Source organism: Spiroplasma endosymbiont of Diplazon laetatorius, assembly GCF_964019625.1.
Taxonomy (GTDB): domain Bacteria; phylum Bacillota_I; class Bacilli_A; order Mycoplasmatales; family Mycoplasmataceae; genus Spiroplasma_A.
The window spans coordinates 748,165-763,357 of record NZ_OZ026458.1 but is presented as its reverse complement, the minus strand read 5'-3'; the positions used below and the strand labels follow the sequence as shown (position 1 = coordinate 763,357).

15 protein-coding genes are annotated in these 15,193 nt (G+C 27.9%); 11 read left to right on the top strand and 4 right to left on the bottom strand.

Going from position 1 to position 15,193, the window contains the following annotated elements:
- Positions 1–12 precede the first annotated feature (12 nt).
- Together AACL10_RS03665 and AACL10_RS03660 are read right to left on the bottom strand one after the other, a co-directional pair.
- Positions 13–1,755 (bottom strand): lipoprotein, encoded by a 1,743-nt coding sequence (locus AACL10_RS03665; RefSeq protein ID WP_338984685.1) that lies wholly within the window; start codon positions 1,753–1,755, stop codon positions 13–15.
- On the bottom strand, positions 1,755–4,037 hold the full coding sequence (locus AACL10_RS03660; protein ID WP_338984683.1) for a lipoprotein: 2,283 nt from the start codon (positions 4,035–4,037) through the stop codon (positions 1,755–1,757). Before AACL10_RS03660 ends, AACL10_RS03665 begins: the two co-directional genes overlap by 1 nt.
- 179 nt (positions 4,038–4,216) lie before the next feature.
- Between AACL10_RS03660 and sufC the strand changes: the two genes are divergently transcribed.
- From sufC to sufB, 5 genes are read left to right on the top strand one after another with little or no spacing between them, the layout of a single operon-like run.
- Positions 4,217–4,960, top strand: coding sequence for a Fe-S cluster assembly ATPase SufC (gene sufC / locus AACL10_RS03655; RefSeq protein ID WP_338984681.1), 744 nt, complete (start codon positions 4,217–4,219; stop codon positions 4,958–4,960).
- Positions 4,960–5,730: a SufD family Fe-S cluster assembly protein gene (locus AACL10_RS03650; RefSeq protein WP_338984679.1), complete on the top strand. Its 771-nt coding sequence runs from the start codon at positions 4,960–4,962 to the stop codon at positions 5,728–5,730. The genes sufC and AACL10_RS03650 overlap by 1 nt, the downstream gene beginning before the upstream one ends.
- The gene (locus AACL10_RS03645) at positions 5,730–6,944 is read left to right on the top strand and encodes a cysteine desulfurase (protein WP_338984677.1); all 1,215 of its coding nucleotides are present in this window, start codon (positions 5,730–5,732) and stop codon (positions 6,942–6,944) included. The genes AACL10_RS03650 and AACL10_RS03645 overlap by 1 nt, the downstream gene beginning before the upstream one ends.
- Positions 6,945–6,956: 12 nt before the next feature.
- Positions 6,957–7,391: a Fe-S cluster assembly sulfur transfer protein SufU gene (gene sufU, locus AACL10_RS03640; protein ID WP_338984675.1), complete on the top strand. Its 435-nt coding sequence runs from the start codon at positions 6,957–6,959 to the stop codon at positions 7,389–7,391.
- Positions 7,392–7,394: 3 nt separating this feature from the next.
- Positions 7,395–8,807, top strand: a complete 1,413-nt coding sequence (gene sufB, locus AACL10_RS03635) for a Fe-S cluster assembly protein SufB (protein WP_338984673.1) — start codon at positions 7,395–7,397, stop codon at positions 8,805–8,807.
- Between the two features lie 13 nt (positions 8,808–8,820).
- Here the strand turns inward: sufB and AACL10_RS03630 are convergent, their stop codons facing one another.
- Together AACL10_RS03630 and AACL10_RS03625 are read right to left on the bottom strand one after the other, a co-directional pair.
- Positions 8,821–9,270 carry a hypothetical protein gene (locus tag AACL10_RS03630; protein WP_338984671.1) on the bottom strand — a complete coding sequence of 150 codons (450 nt, stop codon included), beginning with the start codon at positions 9,268–9,270 and terminating at the stop codon, positions 8,821–8,823.
- Between the two features lie 23 nt (positions 9,271–9,293).
- The gene (locus tag AACL10_RS03625; RefSeq protein ID WP_338984669.1) at positions 9,294–9,533 is read right to left on the bottom strand and encodes a NifU family protein; all 240 of its coding nucleotides are present in this window, start codon (positions 9,531–9,533) and stop codon (positions 9,294–9,296) included.
- An 88-nt stretch (positions 9,534–9,621) separates the two neighbouring features.
- Between AACL10_RS03625 and AACL10_RS03620 the strand changes: the two genes are divergently transcribed.
- The 6 genes from AACL10_RS03620 to AACL10_RS03595 all read left to right on the top strand — a co-directional run bounded on the left by AACL10_RS03620 (position 9,622) and on the right by AACL10_RS03595 (position 15,165).
- Positions 9,622–9,948, top strand: coding sequence for a S1 RNA-binding domain-containing protein (locus tag AACL10_RS03620; RefSeq protein ID WP_338984667.1), 327 nt, complete (start codon positions 9,622–9,624; stop codon positions 9,946–9,948).
- 20 nt (positions 9,949–9,968) lie between these two features.
- The gene (locus tag AACL10_RS03615; protein WP_338984665.1) at positions 9,969–11,249 is read left to right on the top strand and encodes a glucose-6-phosphate isomerase; all 1,281 of its coding nucleotides are present in this window, start codon (positions 9,969–9,971) and stop codon (positions 11,247–11,249) included.
- Positions 11,250–11,315: 66 nt separating this feature from the next.
- Positions 11,316–11,819, top strand: coding sequence for a dUTP diphosphatase (locus tag AACL10_RS03610; RefSeq protein WP_338984663.1), 504 nt, complete (start codon positions 11,316–11,318; stop codon positions 11,817–11,819).
- 23 nt (positions 11,820–11,842) lie between these two features.
- Positions 11,843–12,991: a hypothetical protein gene (locus tag AACL10_RS03605; protein ID WP_338984661.1), complete on the top strand. Its 1,149-nt coding sequence runs from the start codon at positions 11,843–11,845 to the stop codon at positions 12,989–12,991.
- Positions 12,975–13,730: an RNA methyltransferase gene (locus tag AACL10_RS03600; protein ID WP_338984659.1), complete on the top strand. Its 756-nt coding sequence runs from the start codon at positions 12,975–12,977 to the stop codon at positions 13,728–13,730. The genes AACL10_RS03605 and AACL10_RS03600 overlap by 17 nt, the downstream gene beginning before the upstream one ends.
- Before the next feature lie 19 nt (positions 13,731–13,749).
- The gene (locus tag AACL10_RS03595; RefSeq protein ID WP_338984657.1) at positions 13,750–15,165 is read left to right on the top strand and encodes an NADP-dependent glyceraldehyde-3-phosphate dehydrogenase; all 1,416 of its coding nucleotides are present in this window, start codon (positions 13,750–13,752) and stop codon (positions 15,163–15,165) included.
- The last annotated feature ends 28 nt before the right edge of the window (positions 15,166–15,193 follow it).

Sequence of the window (15,193 nt, the reverse complement as noted above, 5' to 3'; positions counted from 1 at the left end):
TTTATTTTATTTTTAATCGTCTTTATCATCTTCACTTTTGATGTAAGTTCCAATTTTATCTCAAAGACCTGCATAATAAACTTCATCTTTATCTAAATATTTAGAATAGATAACTGTTTTAGCTAAATCGCTTGATGATGTATCTTTTGAAACTGCATACATGATTTCGTTTAATAAAGCTTCTTGTGATGTTGGTTTTTTCGCTAAAGTTTTTACATCTTCTGTGTGTAATTCTTTGTTTTTAATACTATTTCATCTATCGATGTAAATATTATCATCTCCAGTTGTATTACTGAAAATCATTTCTTTAGTTTCGGGTTCTTTGCCTTCAACTGTTTTACCTTTTACTTTATATGTGCTTGTTGTATCTGATCCACCTAACAATTCAATCATATAAATTGGCAATACAAATACTAAGTCAGCATAGTTTGAGTCTTCTGCATCTTTTGTTAAGAAACCTCTATCACTTTTTACAATTCCAGCTCCTTTATTTCAAGCTTTTATATTTGCTTCATAAGCTTTTCCTGAAATAGGGCTATCACCTAAAGAAGTGTCTCCATTGTAAATTGTTAATCCTTGATAACCTTTTAATCCAAAGTATGAATCGTATCCAGCTTTTGTATCATTTACTATAGTTGCTTTTCCACTAACTTTTTGTGTTATAGAATCCATAACATCTGAAACAGTGTTGCCTTTTCCGTTGTCATCAAATTTAAATGCACCTGTAGCACTATCAATTTTAGTGTTTAGTTCTCTAATTGCATCTGAAACTGCAACTTCAACCTTAGGATCTGTATTATCAAACCTCATTGTTCAAACCATTTTAACATTTGTTTTTCAAGCATCTTTATCATTCAATGTTTGAGTTTTGTTGAAAATAGCTGATGAAGGGTTGATGTAAGGACTGTCTCCTTTGTTTTCATCTTTGCTTTTTTTAATGTCAAACATATTTGTTTTTAAATAAGCGCTTGTTAATAAGTTTTCGTTGATATCTTCAAGTAATTTAGAATTGAAGTAGTCTTGAAATCTTAAATATAAAGCTGTTTTAGAAGATATTTCTTTAAAATCATTTTCGCCCACTTGTACATAAAAGTTTGCTTTTTTTTCTCCTGAATATTCCTTTGTTAAATCTGTTATTTCAGGTAAATTAGCATTTTTGTTATTTGCTAATTCATTTGTAAATCTTCAAATATTTGAAGCACCTGTACCACCAAAGTAAATAGAAGAATACTTTTTACTTACTTTAATATCTTCCTTACCATCGAATGATTTTACAGTTGTATCTTTTTTAATGTTTAAACTATAGTTGTTTTGAACACTTCAGTAATCTAAACGATCACCTTTAATTGATTTTGTATATTCTTCAAATAACTTGTTTTCAGCAACTGTTCTTGACTCTAAACTATATCTTTGTTTAAAGGCATCTTCAATTCCTGTTTCTGTGTTAGAAGTATATTTATTTTTAAAACCTAATTTTTCATACATTGCGTTTGTTGAATCAAATGAATATTGTAATGATAATAGTTCATTAACCATATTTACAATAACTGATTCTATTTCAGCATCTGTAAACATTGAACCAAAGTCTATATTTGCTAAGTCTTTATTTCCAGAAATAGAAACTAATAATTGTTTTGCAAGATCTTTGTTTAACTTAGGACTAGTAATTCTTTGATTAGTACCACAAGCAACAACAAGAGAAGGGGAAGCAACTGTTAATGAAACAGCACCCAGCATACCTAGTAGTTTTTTCATTATCTTGCACCTCCATTTTTATAAAAATCATAATAGTTCCCAATGTTTCCGTAAACAAGATTATAATTTTTTCTAATTATTGAATCGTTTACAAATTGATTTGTCATTGTAGTTGTTTGACCAGCACCAGCATCTGTTGGTGATCATCAAAGACCTTCGACTTTTTCAACCATTTTTCCGTCATATCATGAGTTTCTAATAACTTGTCTTGGATAGTTACTTGCAACTGTTTTGGATTCTATTTCATCTGCTCATTTTGTATTTGCATTATAAAATGCTCTTGATGAACTTTGTCCAATTCAATCTTGTTTAGTTTTTAATTGAGTGTTAAATCACTCTTTTGTACTATCAATAGTTTCTTGTGTTGTTTCGTTATCGCTTTTTTCAAATGTTATATATTTTTCAATAAATTCATTTTGATTAGAAATAGTTTTTGATATTTTAAAGAAGTAATCAAAAACACATGTTGCTCAATATGTTGAAGAAGAATCTGAAGCTGAACTAACTTGAGCTCAATTTTTAACTTCTGCCATTATATCAAAGCTTGAAGCTGATCCTTGTAAACCTTTAAGCATAGAAACATTAACTAAATAATGTAAATATTCATTAGTTACAGTTGTGTTCATACCTTTGTAGTATTTGTTTGATGTAACATTATTCATGTCTCCATCACTTTGAAGAGCTTCTACTTTTGCATTTGCATCTAATTTATTAAATTCTTTAAAAGTGTTTAATTCCTTAGAAGTTTCATTATTTATTTTGTTTTCAACAATACCTTCTTGTTTTTTTCCATTTTTAGAAGTTTGTCCTTCTTTTAGAAGTTTATATCCATCTATCTTCACGATGTGAAGACCAGTTGAATCTACATAGAAAACTTGACCCTTATCATTATATGCATAAAAGTTTTTGTCTTTTGTTCTTGTTATTTTATCTATTAATGTTTCAATTTTAAGGTCAGCTGTTTCAATTTTAATACCTTTTTTATCTTCATCACCTGCTATTTGAGATGAAGCATCTTTTCCTAAAACATAATCATAAACAACTGTTCTCATATCTTGAGTAAAGTCAGTTGAATTACTTAAAGTCATAAGTTTATCGTAGTGCTTAACTGTAGCATCTTCTCTTTGATCAACTTTGTTTGATCTCATTCACATACTTCAAACTTTCTCGTCCTCTACACTACCTAATACATTGTTTGAGTTAGTTTGATCTTTTTGATCTTTAGATTTAAAGCTTTCTTGTGTGAATCCTTTATCAAAAGAACCACCTTCAGAGAAAGGTATTACAACTTCACTTATTGCAAGTGGAGCTTGGTTACTATATCACTTATCTAAAAAGAATCTTTGTGAATTACTTAAGAAACCAGCTCTTGTTTTATTACCACTAATTGTAAATTCATTTAATGAAACAGGGGCATCATATTTAATATCGTTTACGCTTGTTTTAATAACTTCTCTAGCTGCATCTGCAAGTTCTTTATCAGATTTATCTGCAGTTAAAGATGTATTTTCTCATTTACTTTCTTCGCCTGTTTTAACAGTTGAGTTTTTTATTTGAGCTATTTGATCTAAATCTGATCTTAAGTAATTTGCAATTATTTGGTCATTATCTCCAGCATCACGAATTACTTTAGATAGTGCGTTATATTTTCTAATAACTTGATCTGGAGTTATTCATTCAACTCCCATTTGATCAGTTTTAAGTAAAACATCTAATAATGTTTTTGAAGCATTATTATTTGAATCAGATAATAAGATATCTGCTTTATATTTGTTTTCTAGGAAATCTTTATCCATAGATTTAACGTCATCTTGATAAACGCTGTATTTATTTACAAGCATTTTATTTCATTCTTTTTCTCATTTTTTACCGTGTTCTTTTTTGTATTTATCTTTTTCTGTTGTGATTTGTCTATCAACAGCAGAGCTTAGTTCATCTCATTTTTTAACTAAAATGTCTGATAAACCATCGTTTGTATAAATACTTTCTTCCTTGATCATATCTTTATTATCTTTTGCATTAGATAATATTGAAAGGTTGATCATTTTTAAAAGGTCTAAAGTAAGTTTTTCCTTATTTTTTGGACCATCTTTATTAATTAATTTAGCAAGAACATCGTTTGTACTAATTTTTGCTGTACCATCTATTGATTGTAAAAATTGAATAAGAATTGAGTTTCCGTCTTTATCTTTTTGATCGTAGTTTGGACTACAAGCAACAGCCATTTGTGCTGTTGTTGTTATTAAACTAACACTTCCTAACAGTGTTAATAATTTTTTCACACCATTCACTCCTTGGTTTGTATATCAAAATAATTATAAAGAAAAATAAGGCAAAATGACATTAAATTACAATTAAAACTAAATAAAATAAAGTTTTTAATTAATTTAAAACTCATTTCAAATAGATTTTTATTTTCACTCATAAGTATCTATAATAATAGAGCAAGGAGTTTTTTTAAATGCATAAATTAGAAGTAAAAGATCTATACGTAAGTATAGAAGATAAAGAAATTTTAAAAGGAGTAAATTTAACTGTTAATTCAGGAGAAATACATGCTCTTATGGGGCCTAATGGTAATGGAAAATCAACATTACTTATGGCTATTATGGGACACCCAAAATATGAAATAACAGCAGGAGATATTTTAGTAGATGGAGAATCAATCTTAGAAATGAGTGTTGATGAAAGAAGTAAAGCAGGGTTATTTTTAGCTATGCAAAACCCCCAAACTATTCCAGGTGTTTCAAACTTAGAGTTTTTAAAATATATAGTAAATGCTCACAGTGATGAAAAGAAAAAACTACAAGAAATCTTTAAAGATATTAAACAAGGTGCAGGAGAATTGGACTTTGACTTAAATATGTTAAAAAGATTTGTAAATGATGGTTTTAGTGGTGGAGAAAAGAAAAAAAATGAAATCTTACAACTAAAAATGTTAAATCCAATCTTCAGTTTAATTGATGAAATTGATTCAGGATTAGATGTTGATGCTTTAGAAGTTGTTTCAAAAAACTTAAACGAAGTTGATTTATCAACAAATGCAATGGTTATTGTTTCACATTACGATAGATTCTTTAAAAAAGTTAAACCAACACATGCTCACGTTATTATTGATGGGAAAATTATTACAAGTGGTGGAAACGAAATTGTTGAAAGAATCAACACAGAAGGTTATGCTTGAGCAAAGGAACTAGCTAAATAATGACTAATTTAAAATTAAATGAGTCATACATAGATTTTAGAGAGAACTTACCTTCAAGTTTTACATTTGATAATAGTGAAAATAAAATAATATTGTTAGAAAACAAATTTGGAACTATTGATTTGAATCTTGAACAAGATGTAGAGATGAAAGTAATTATTTTGTTTTTACCTTCAAAAGATAGTGCTAAAAAAGAGTTTAATATTAATTTTAATTTAAAGAAAAATTCAAGATTAGACTTAAAAATATCTAATATAGCAAATTATGATTGTGATGATAATTTTACAATTAACTTAAATGAAGAAAATACTTCAGTTGAATTTTATAATTCAACAATTATTAATAAAAATATCAAAAAGAACTCAATTATAAAATCAGTTCACAATGCAAGAAACTCTTATTCAAATATAAGAACTTATGAAGTACTTAAAGATACTTCAAAAGGGTTTATAAGATGTATTAGTGATATTAAAAAAGGTTCAAATCAAGCAGAAGCTCACCAAGAATTAAGATTATTAGTACTTGATAAAGAAGCGAAAGCGGATTCAGATCCAGTTTTATTAATTGATGAAAATGATATTGTTGCAAGTCATGCCAATGCAATTGGTATGCTTGATCCAGACCAAGTGTTTTATCTTTTATCAAGAGGATTAAATGAAACACAAGCTCAAGAATTAATTATCAATGGATACTTTGAACCAGTATTCCAAGAAATTCTTGAAGAAGAATTATTAAATTACTTAAAAGAACAATTAAAGGAAATGATCTAATGAACTTTAAAGATAAATTCTCATATTTTAAAAATAATGCAAAGGAAATCTATTTTGACTCTGCAGCTACTTCAATTAAATTTGATAGAGTCATTGAAGCGCAAGGAGAATATGACTTAAAAATAGCTGCAAACTCTCACAATAACTTATTTGATAATGCTTATAAAGCAAATCAAATCTTGTCAGAAACAAGAGTTAAAATAGCAAATTTTATTGGGGCTAAAGATAAAGATGAAGTTATTTTCACAAGCGGAACTACTCATTCTTTAAATCAATTAGCTTTTGGTATGAGAAATTATTTAAATAAAGGTGATGAAATACTTGTCACAAAGATGGAACACTCTTCAAATTTATTGCCATGAATGGTTTTGGCAGAAGAAGAAAATCTTAAAATAGATTATTTAGAATTAGATGAAAACTTTTTAATTGATATTTCTAAAATAAGTGAAAAAGTTAATGATAAAACAAAAGTTGTATCATTTGCTATGAATTCAAATACCACTGCTGGATTAAATTCAGTAAAAGAAATAGTTTCAAAAATTAGAAGCATAAATGAAAAAGTGATTGTTATATTGGATCTTGCTCAATCAATTGCACATAACAAAATCGATGTAACTGATTTAGATGTTGATTGTGTTGCTTTTTCAACTCATAAACTTTATGGACCTTTTGGTTTGGGAGTTCTTTGAGCTAGAAAAGAAATATTAAAATGACTTAAACCAATCTTTTACGGGGGAGGGAACAACACAAATATTAGTGTTGATAACTATAAGTTAGCTCCTATCCCTGAAAAATTTGAAGCAGGAACATTAAATTTATCTGCAATATATGCTTTTAGTATATGTTTAGATATGATAAATGATTTAAAACTGGATAATCTAATTGCTTATGAAGAAGAATTAAAAAAATACTTCAGAAGTAAGTTGAACGAAATAGATCAAGATAAGTTTGAATTCTATAACTTAGAAAATAATCAACCAATGGTTTTATTTAATTTAAAAAATGTTAATTCACAAGACTTTGGTGCTTTTTTAAACAAAAAGTACAATATCTCAGTTAGGGTTGGAAAACATTGTGCTAGATTGGCAACTGATGTTTTTAAAATAAGTTCAACAATAAGAGCTAGTTTTTCAATCTATAACACAAAAGAAGATATTGATGTTTTTATAGAAGCTTTAAAAGATTGTGATAACTGAATTAATGAAATAATTTAAGGAGGCTTTATAATGTTTGATAAAGAAGACAAAATTCAATTAAGACAAATAATAATGGAACATTATACTCAGCCAGACTACAAGGGTTTGATTGAAAATGATAAATCAATTATCAAATTTCAAGATTCTCCAACATGTAGTGATGAAATAAATGTTCAATTATTAATTGAACAAAAAAAAATAGTTGAAGCAAGATTTGATGGTAATGCTTGTGCAATATCAACTGCTTCAACAGATATAATGTGTTCTAAATTAATAGGTTTAGAAGTACAAGAAGCTCAAAAGCAACTTGTAAACTACTATAATATGATTTCTGGAAATGAATATGATGAGTCAATGTTGGATGAATTGATAGCATTTTGAGAAATAAACAAACAAGGAAATAGAATAAACTGTGCTCTATTAGGAGCAGATGGATTTAAATCTATTTTAAATAAGGAGGTGTAGATAATGAAAAAATTGAAACAAGAAGAGGAAATTAAACAAATATCTGACTATAAATATGGTTTTAATGAAGGTGAAGTTTCTACATATAAAGTACAAAAAGGACTTAATGAAGATGTTGTAAGAGAGATTTCTAAACATAAAGAAGAACCTCAATGAATGCTAGATTATAGATTAGAAAGTTTAAAGGTTTTTGATCAAAAACCTCAACCAAGTTTTGGTCCAGATTTAAACTGAGTAGATTTTAATGATTATTATTACTATACTGAAGGTGCTGGTAAAACAGTAAAAACTTGAGATGAAATACCAGATAACATTAAAAGAACTTTTGATCGTTTAGGAATACCTGAAGCTGAAAAAAACTTTTTAGCAGGTATTAATGCTCAATGAGATGCTCGTCCAGTTTATGAAAGAATGAACGAAGAGTTAGAAAAACAAGGAGTTATTTTTACTGACTGTGATACAGCTTTAAGAAAACATCCAGATTTATTTAAAAAATACTTTGGTCAATTAGTTAAAAACGATGATAACAAATATGCAGCATTAAATGCAGCTGTTTGATCAGGGGGAACATTTATTTATGTTCCTAGTGGAGTTAAGTTAGAAAAACCACTTCAAGCTTACTTTAGAATTAACTATCAATCATCAGGACAGTTTGAAAGAACTTTGATTGTTGTAGAAGATGATGCAGAACTACACTACATTGAAGGATGTACTGCTCCAATCTATTCAGAAAACAACTTACACGCAGCTATTGTTGAAATCTTTGTTGGTAAAAGAGCAAGTGTTAGATATACAACAGTGCAAAACTGAAGTGATAACGTTTTAAACTTAGTTACAAAAAGAAGTATAGTTGAAGAAGATGGAAGAATGGAATGAATTGATGGAAACATCGGTTCAAAAGTAAATATGAAGTATCCTTCATGTATCTTAAAAGGTGACAGAGCACAAGGAGATACAATCTCGATAGCTGTTGCTAAAAAAGGTGTTTATCAAGATGCTGGAAGTAAAATGATTCATTTAGGAAAAGAAACAAAATCTAAAATAGTCTCAAAATCAATTACTTTCCAAGGTGGAACAGCAAACTATAGAGGTTTAGCCTACATTGGACCTGATGCAATCAACTCAAAAGCAAGAGTTGAATGTGATACTTTAATCTTAGATAACCAATCACATTCAGATACAATTCCTCAAAACAAGGTTCACAATAATCAATCTCAAATAGAACACGAAGCTACAGTTTCAAAAGTAAGTGAAGAACAATTATTCTACTTAATGAGTAGAGGACTTGACGAACAAGAAGCTTTAGAAATTATTGTTATGGGATTCTTAGAACCATTTACAAAAGAATTGCCATTAGAATATGCAGTTGAGTTAAATCAACTAATCAAAATGGACATGGAAGGTTCTGTTGGATAATAAAAAAAAGCAATTATTTAATTGCTTTTTTTGTTACTTTTTTGTTTGAGCATTTATAACAGTATAAAGAGTTTAGATTTATTGCAAAACCTACTTTTCCAACTTTAAAAGTAAAGTTATTTACTTCTGGAATTACTTTATCAACTGTTGTAAACCATTTCATATATTTTTGTGCTGTACATTTCTTTTTACAGTTTGCACAACTAATTGTTTTGATCTCATATTTTTTGATAATAGCACTTACTTCTGCTAAATATCATTCAAAATCGTTTTTAGGATAATCATCTGAAAAATATTTATCAAACGCATCCAATAAAGAATTTTCTGCTGCATCAACTTTTTGTTTCTTGTCATTATATTTTTTAACTAAATATGGAATCAATAGTGATGCTACAAAAACAGTTATTGTTGAAACGGCACTAAGTATAGTATTTATAATATCTGTAGTTTGTGAAAAAAACATATATAAGTCTCCTAATTTAAAAATTACATTACAAGTTCTACGCCATCGATGTCATATGGGAATTCTTCTATAAGAACTCCTTCAACACCTTCTTTAAAAGTCAGTTCTGTTAAACCACAACCAACACAATTACCCTTAAGTCTTATGTAAACAAGTTTGTCTTTTATTGCAACAAATTCCATATCTCCACCATCTTGAGTTATGTACATTCTTAATTGTTCCAATGTAGCCTTTACTTTTTCTTCTAAATTATTTTTTTCCAAAATTTCACCTTCTTTTTAAAAATTTTTTCAAATTTGTTATTCATAATACAAATTAAGTTTATAATTAATTTGTAAGGAGAGCAATAGGATGTTGAACAAAGGACAAAAAGTTAAGGCTAAAATTACAGCTATTGTAAACTATGGTGCTTTTTGTGAAGTAACAGACCAAGACGAAATAATCAAAGGGTTAATTCATATTTCAGAAATATCAGACTTTTTCGTAAAAAGTGTTGATGAATTCTTAAATTTGAATGAAGAATATGAAGTTGAAGTTATAGAACTTCTACAAGATAAAAACCAAGTTAAATTAAGCTATAAATCAATTAGGCCAGAGTTATTAAAAACACCAGAAACAAAAATAAAAGAAACAAAAAGTGGATTTGATAACTTAAAAAGTAGCGTAGAATCAAAATAGTAACAAGGGGAAATAGTAATATGATAAAAACAAGTTTTAAAAATTCACAAATTGAAAATGAAATTTCAAAATTCAGTGAAGCAAAAATAAAAGAAGTACATGATATGATTGAAAATAAAACTGGAGAAGGTAGTGATTTCCTTGGTTGAGTAAACTGACCAGTTGAATTTGATAAAGATGAGTTAAGTAAAATGAAACAAGTTGCTAAGAACTTAAGATCAAAAATTAATGTTTTATTAGTTGTTGGTATTGGGGGAAGTTATTTAGGAGCAAGAGCAGCTGATGAAATGATCAGAGGTTTATATTCAAACGATAAAGTTGAATTAATATACATCGGAAATACCATTTCTTCTACATATACTCAACAAGTTGTTGATTATGTGAAAGATAAAGAATTTGGTATTGTAAATATTTCAAAATCAGGAACTACAACAGAACCTGGTATTGCATTTAGAGTTTTTGAAAAACTTTTAGTGGATTTAAAAGGTAAAGAAGCTGCAAAAGAATTAATTGTTGCAGTTACTGATAAATCAAAAGGTGCTTTAAAACAATTAGCAACAGCAGAAGGTTATGAAACTTTTACAATTCCAGACGATATTGGTGGTAGATTTTCAGTATTTACATCTGTTGGGATTTTCCCATTATTAGTTGCTGGAGTTAATGTAGATGATATCTTTACAGGAGCTAAAAAAGCTATGGAAGATACTAAAAAATTAGATAATGAAGCTTATAAATATGCTGTGGCTAGACATATTTTACATACTGAAAAAAACTTTAAAGCAGAAACTTTAGTGGGTTATGAATTACAAATGCAAACATTTACTGAATGATGAAAACAATTATTTGGTGAATCAGAAGGTAAAGATGGAAAAGGTCTTTTCCCAACAAGTTGTGTATTTTCAACTGATCTTCACTCACTTGGACAATTTATTCAAGAAGGTACAAAAAATGTATTATTTGAAACAATAATAGATGTTAAAAAACCTAATCTTGATTTAAATGTACCTACAAATAACGATGATCTTGATGGATTAAACTACTTAACAAGCAAGTCATTCCATGAAATTAATAAAGTTGCACTTGAAGGTGTTGTTGATGCTCATGCAAATACAGGAAATGTTCCAAACATTGTATTAGAATTTGAAAAAATGGATGCTGAAATGTTTGGTTATGCTGCATACTGATTCATGAAATCTTGTGCTATGAGTGGATATTTATTAGAAATAAATCCATTCAATCAACCTGGAGTTGAAGTTTATAAAACAAACATGTTTAAATTACTAAGAAAACCTGGATTCTAAAAAATAAAAAAATGATAGGAAACTATCATTTTTTTAAACTAAAATTAGGTTAAGGGAGAGAAAAATATGTTAAATAAAGATAATTTAATCTACTTAAAAGATAAACAAATAATTTTAGATAACTATATTATGGAATCAAAAGGTATAGTTATAGATAAACAAATAATTAAAAAGAAAATAATAGCTTTCTTAGTTGAAGTTTCTGAATTCATAAACGAATATAGATCTTTTAAATATTGATCAAATAAAGGTCCTAGCGAAAAATCTGTTATTCTTGAAGAACTAATAGATTGTTTACACTTTATAATTAGTTTAGGAACAAATGTTAATTTTGACTTTTCTGAATTTAATAATAAAATTAAACAAGCAGATGATATTGATGCTTGAAGTATTAATGTTTATAGAAAAGCATTAGTATTTGAAGATAAGTTTGATGCTCAATCATATGATGATTTATTAGATGAATTCTTATCAATTACTTATATTTTAGATATAACAACTGATGAAATTCTAAGTGTATATAACAAAAAAAATGAAATAAACTTTAATAGACAAGATAGTGGATATTAAAAATAGAAATAGAGGGTAAATTTATGGCTGCAAAAAAAGATTTAAAAAGCATTTATGAATATAGACCTTCTAATCCTAATGATCCTAAAATGCCATCATTAGAAAGAACTTCAGACAGTGAGTTTGGAAGTTCTTTAGATGATAGTGAATTTTACTTTGAATCAAGCATTAATCCAAATGCTGCTCAAGAAGTAAAAGAAAAACCTAAAAAACAAACAAAATTAAAAGAAGAAAAATCAGAAGTTCTTCTTGAAGGTTTAGAAGATAACAAACAAAATGCAACAAGTGTTATTGCAAAAATTAGAGGTTTAAGCGAACTTTCAAACACACTAAACACAGTTGAAAAAAGTGGAGATGAACTTGTAACAAATGAATTTGTTATGCCAGATCCAACTTCTGAGCTAAATATTTTTAATGCATTTGCAAATAAAAAATATAGAGCAATGGAAGAGTTTAGTAGAACTAAAGAAATAATAAAAAACAGTCGTGGTGAAGTTAGATTAAAACTTACTGAAAAAGAAATTAAGAAAATACTAGAAACTTTTAGAAGCAAAGTTGTAAAATTAACTCAAAAAGAAGTAGTTTTAAAAAATAGTAAATATGGTTTTGAAATTTACAGAAACTCTTCTGATAAAAGATATTGAGTTGCTGCAAGTTGTTTTGAAGAAGTTTGAGACCCTAAAAAAAATAATTATGTAAACCTTTGATCTGGTAACTCATTTACAGGATATGGATATCATGATTTTGATGAAACAATTGCTCAAACAATAAATATGATGACAAAAGGTAAAACTGGAAATGTTATTTGAAGAGATTTTGTTACTGGTTGAAACAAACAAAAAAATAGATTTTATGCTGGAGATGAAGCAACTCAATTCACTTATACTGAATACAAAAAAATAGTTAAATGATATAGAGAAAATAAAATTTGAATATTAGTTAAACAAGCTAAAGTTAAGGATATTGAAGACTTAATGGAAGAAAACAAAATGAAAAGAAAATCTGGTGAACCACTTTCTGCAATGTCTACAATTCAAGCTAAATTACTTGAACCGCCACGTAGAGCATCATTAATATTTGGTTATCCAGTTAAAGATCCAAACTATAAAGGAAAGGACTTTGCAAACCCAGAAAATAAATTATATGAAATAGGTTTTGCACTTACTGAATAAAATGAAAATTACATCTGTTAATAACAATTTAATTGAAGAAGTTCTTTCATACAAAGAAACTAAAGTTCAAAAAGAATTAAATAAATACATTATTGAAGGAGTAAAGATGGTAGATCTTGCTGTTCAAAAAGGTGTTGTTGATATGATTCTTGTTGAAGAACAATTGCTTGATAAATATAAAAGTTTTGAAAATGTTATTGAAATTAGCGATAACATTTCTAAAAAAATAAGTGATTTAAAAACAAATCAAAAAGTTTTTGCCGTTTGCAGAATAGAAGAGAAAGACTTTCAAGATGGAAACTATCTAATTCTTGATGGTGTTCAAGATCCAGGTAACCTAGGAACTTTAATTAGAAGTGCTTTTGCTTTTGGTTTCAATAACGTTATTTGTTCAAATGATTGTGTTAGTTTTTATAATCCAAAAGTTTTAAGAGCAACGCAATCAAATCACTTTGATTTAAATTTAAAAAATGAAGATTTAATAAATTTAATAGATAAATTAAAGCAAAAGAATATAATAGTTCTAGGGACTTTACTAAGAGAAGAAAGTTGCTCTTTAAAAGAAATAAAAGATAAACAAGTAGCTCTTGTTCTTGGAAATGAAGGTCAAGGAATATCTCAAGAAGTTTCTAAAGCAATTGATAAAAACATTAAAATAAAAACTAATCCAGATTTGGAAAGTTTAAATGTTGCAATTGCAGGGTCAATAATTATGAACAACATTTATTCTATGGAATAAAAAAGAAGGGAATTTAATAATGAGACAATATAATGCATTAATTAACAACGAACTTATTGATAATGGTCAATGATTAGAAATAATGAACCCAGCAACTTTAACTGTTGCAGGTAAAGTAAGTGCTTTATCTCCAGAAGATATTAATAAAGCGTTTTCTGCTGCAAGAACTTCACAACAAGCATGAGAAGAAGTTAGTCTTTTAGATAGAATAGCTACTTTAAAGAAATTTAGAGATTTAATCGAAATCAATAAAGATGAAATAGCTCAAGTTATGTCTGAAGAAATAGCAAAAAACCTTAAAGAATCACTTGCAGAAGTTGTAAGAACAATCGAAATTATTGATTATACTTTTGAAGAAGCTAAAAGAATGGAACCTTTAGCTTTAACTGGTGAAGGAATGGGTGCAAAAAATAAACTTGGAGTATTTTCAAGAGTTGCAAAAGGAGTTGTTTTAGCAATTTCTCCATTCAACTACCCATTCAACTTAGCTTTAGCAAAAATAATACCAGCTTTAGTAATGGGAAACTCAGTTGTTTTTAAACCAGCTACAGCAGGAAGTTTAGTTGGTGCTTACATGTCAAAACTTGTAATTGAAGCAGGTTTTCCAAAAGGAATATTTAATATAGTTACAGGTAGAGGGAGAGAAATTGGAGATATTATTACTTCAAATCCTGAAATAGACATGATTTCATTTACAGGAAGTGTTGGAATTGGTAATCAAATAAGAAAAATGGGAAGTTCTACAGATTTAGTTCTTGAATTAGGTGGAAAAGATCCTGCTCTTGTTTTAGATGATTTAAACTTAGAAAAATATGCAGATGAAATAATAAATGGAGCATTTGGTTACTCAGGACAAAGATGTACTGCTGTTAAGAGAGTTCTTGTAAGTAATCAAATAGCTGATAAATTAGTACCTATTTTAAAAACAAAAGTAGAATCTTTAAGTGTTGGAATGCCTCAAGATAATGCATTCATTACACCAGTTATCGATGAAAGATCTGCAGAATTTATTCAAGGCTTAATTGATGATGCAAAAGATAAAGGTGCCACAATTGTAAGTGGAGATAAAAGAGAAAAAAACTTAATGTGACCAACATTAATTGATAATGTAACAGTTGATATGAAAGTTGCTTGAGAAGAACCTTTTGGTCCTGTATTGCCAGTTATTAGAATTGATTCATTAGATGAAATGATTAAAATTGCAAATGAATCACAATTTGGATTACAAGCTAGTGTATTTTGCCAAGATATTTCAAAAGCTATATTGACTGCAAAAAGAATTAAAACTGGAACAGTTAATATTAATTCAAGACCACAACGAGGACCTGACAGCTTCCCATTCTTAGGAATAAAAGATTCTGGAGAAGGTGTTCAAGGAATTAGAGAATCATTATTAAGTATGACAAGATACCAAGGAATGATTATTAATTATTAATAGAAAATTAACAAGGAGAGCATTTAAA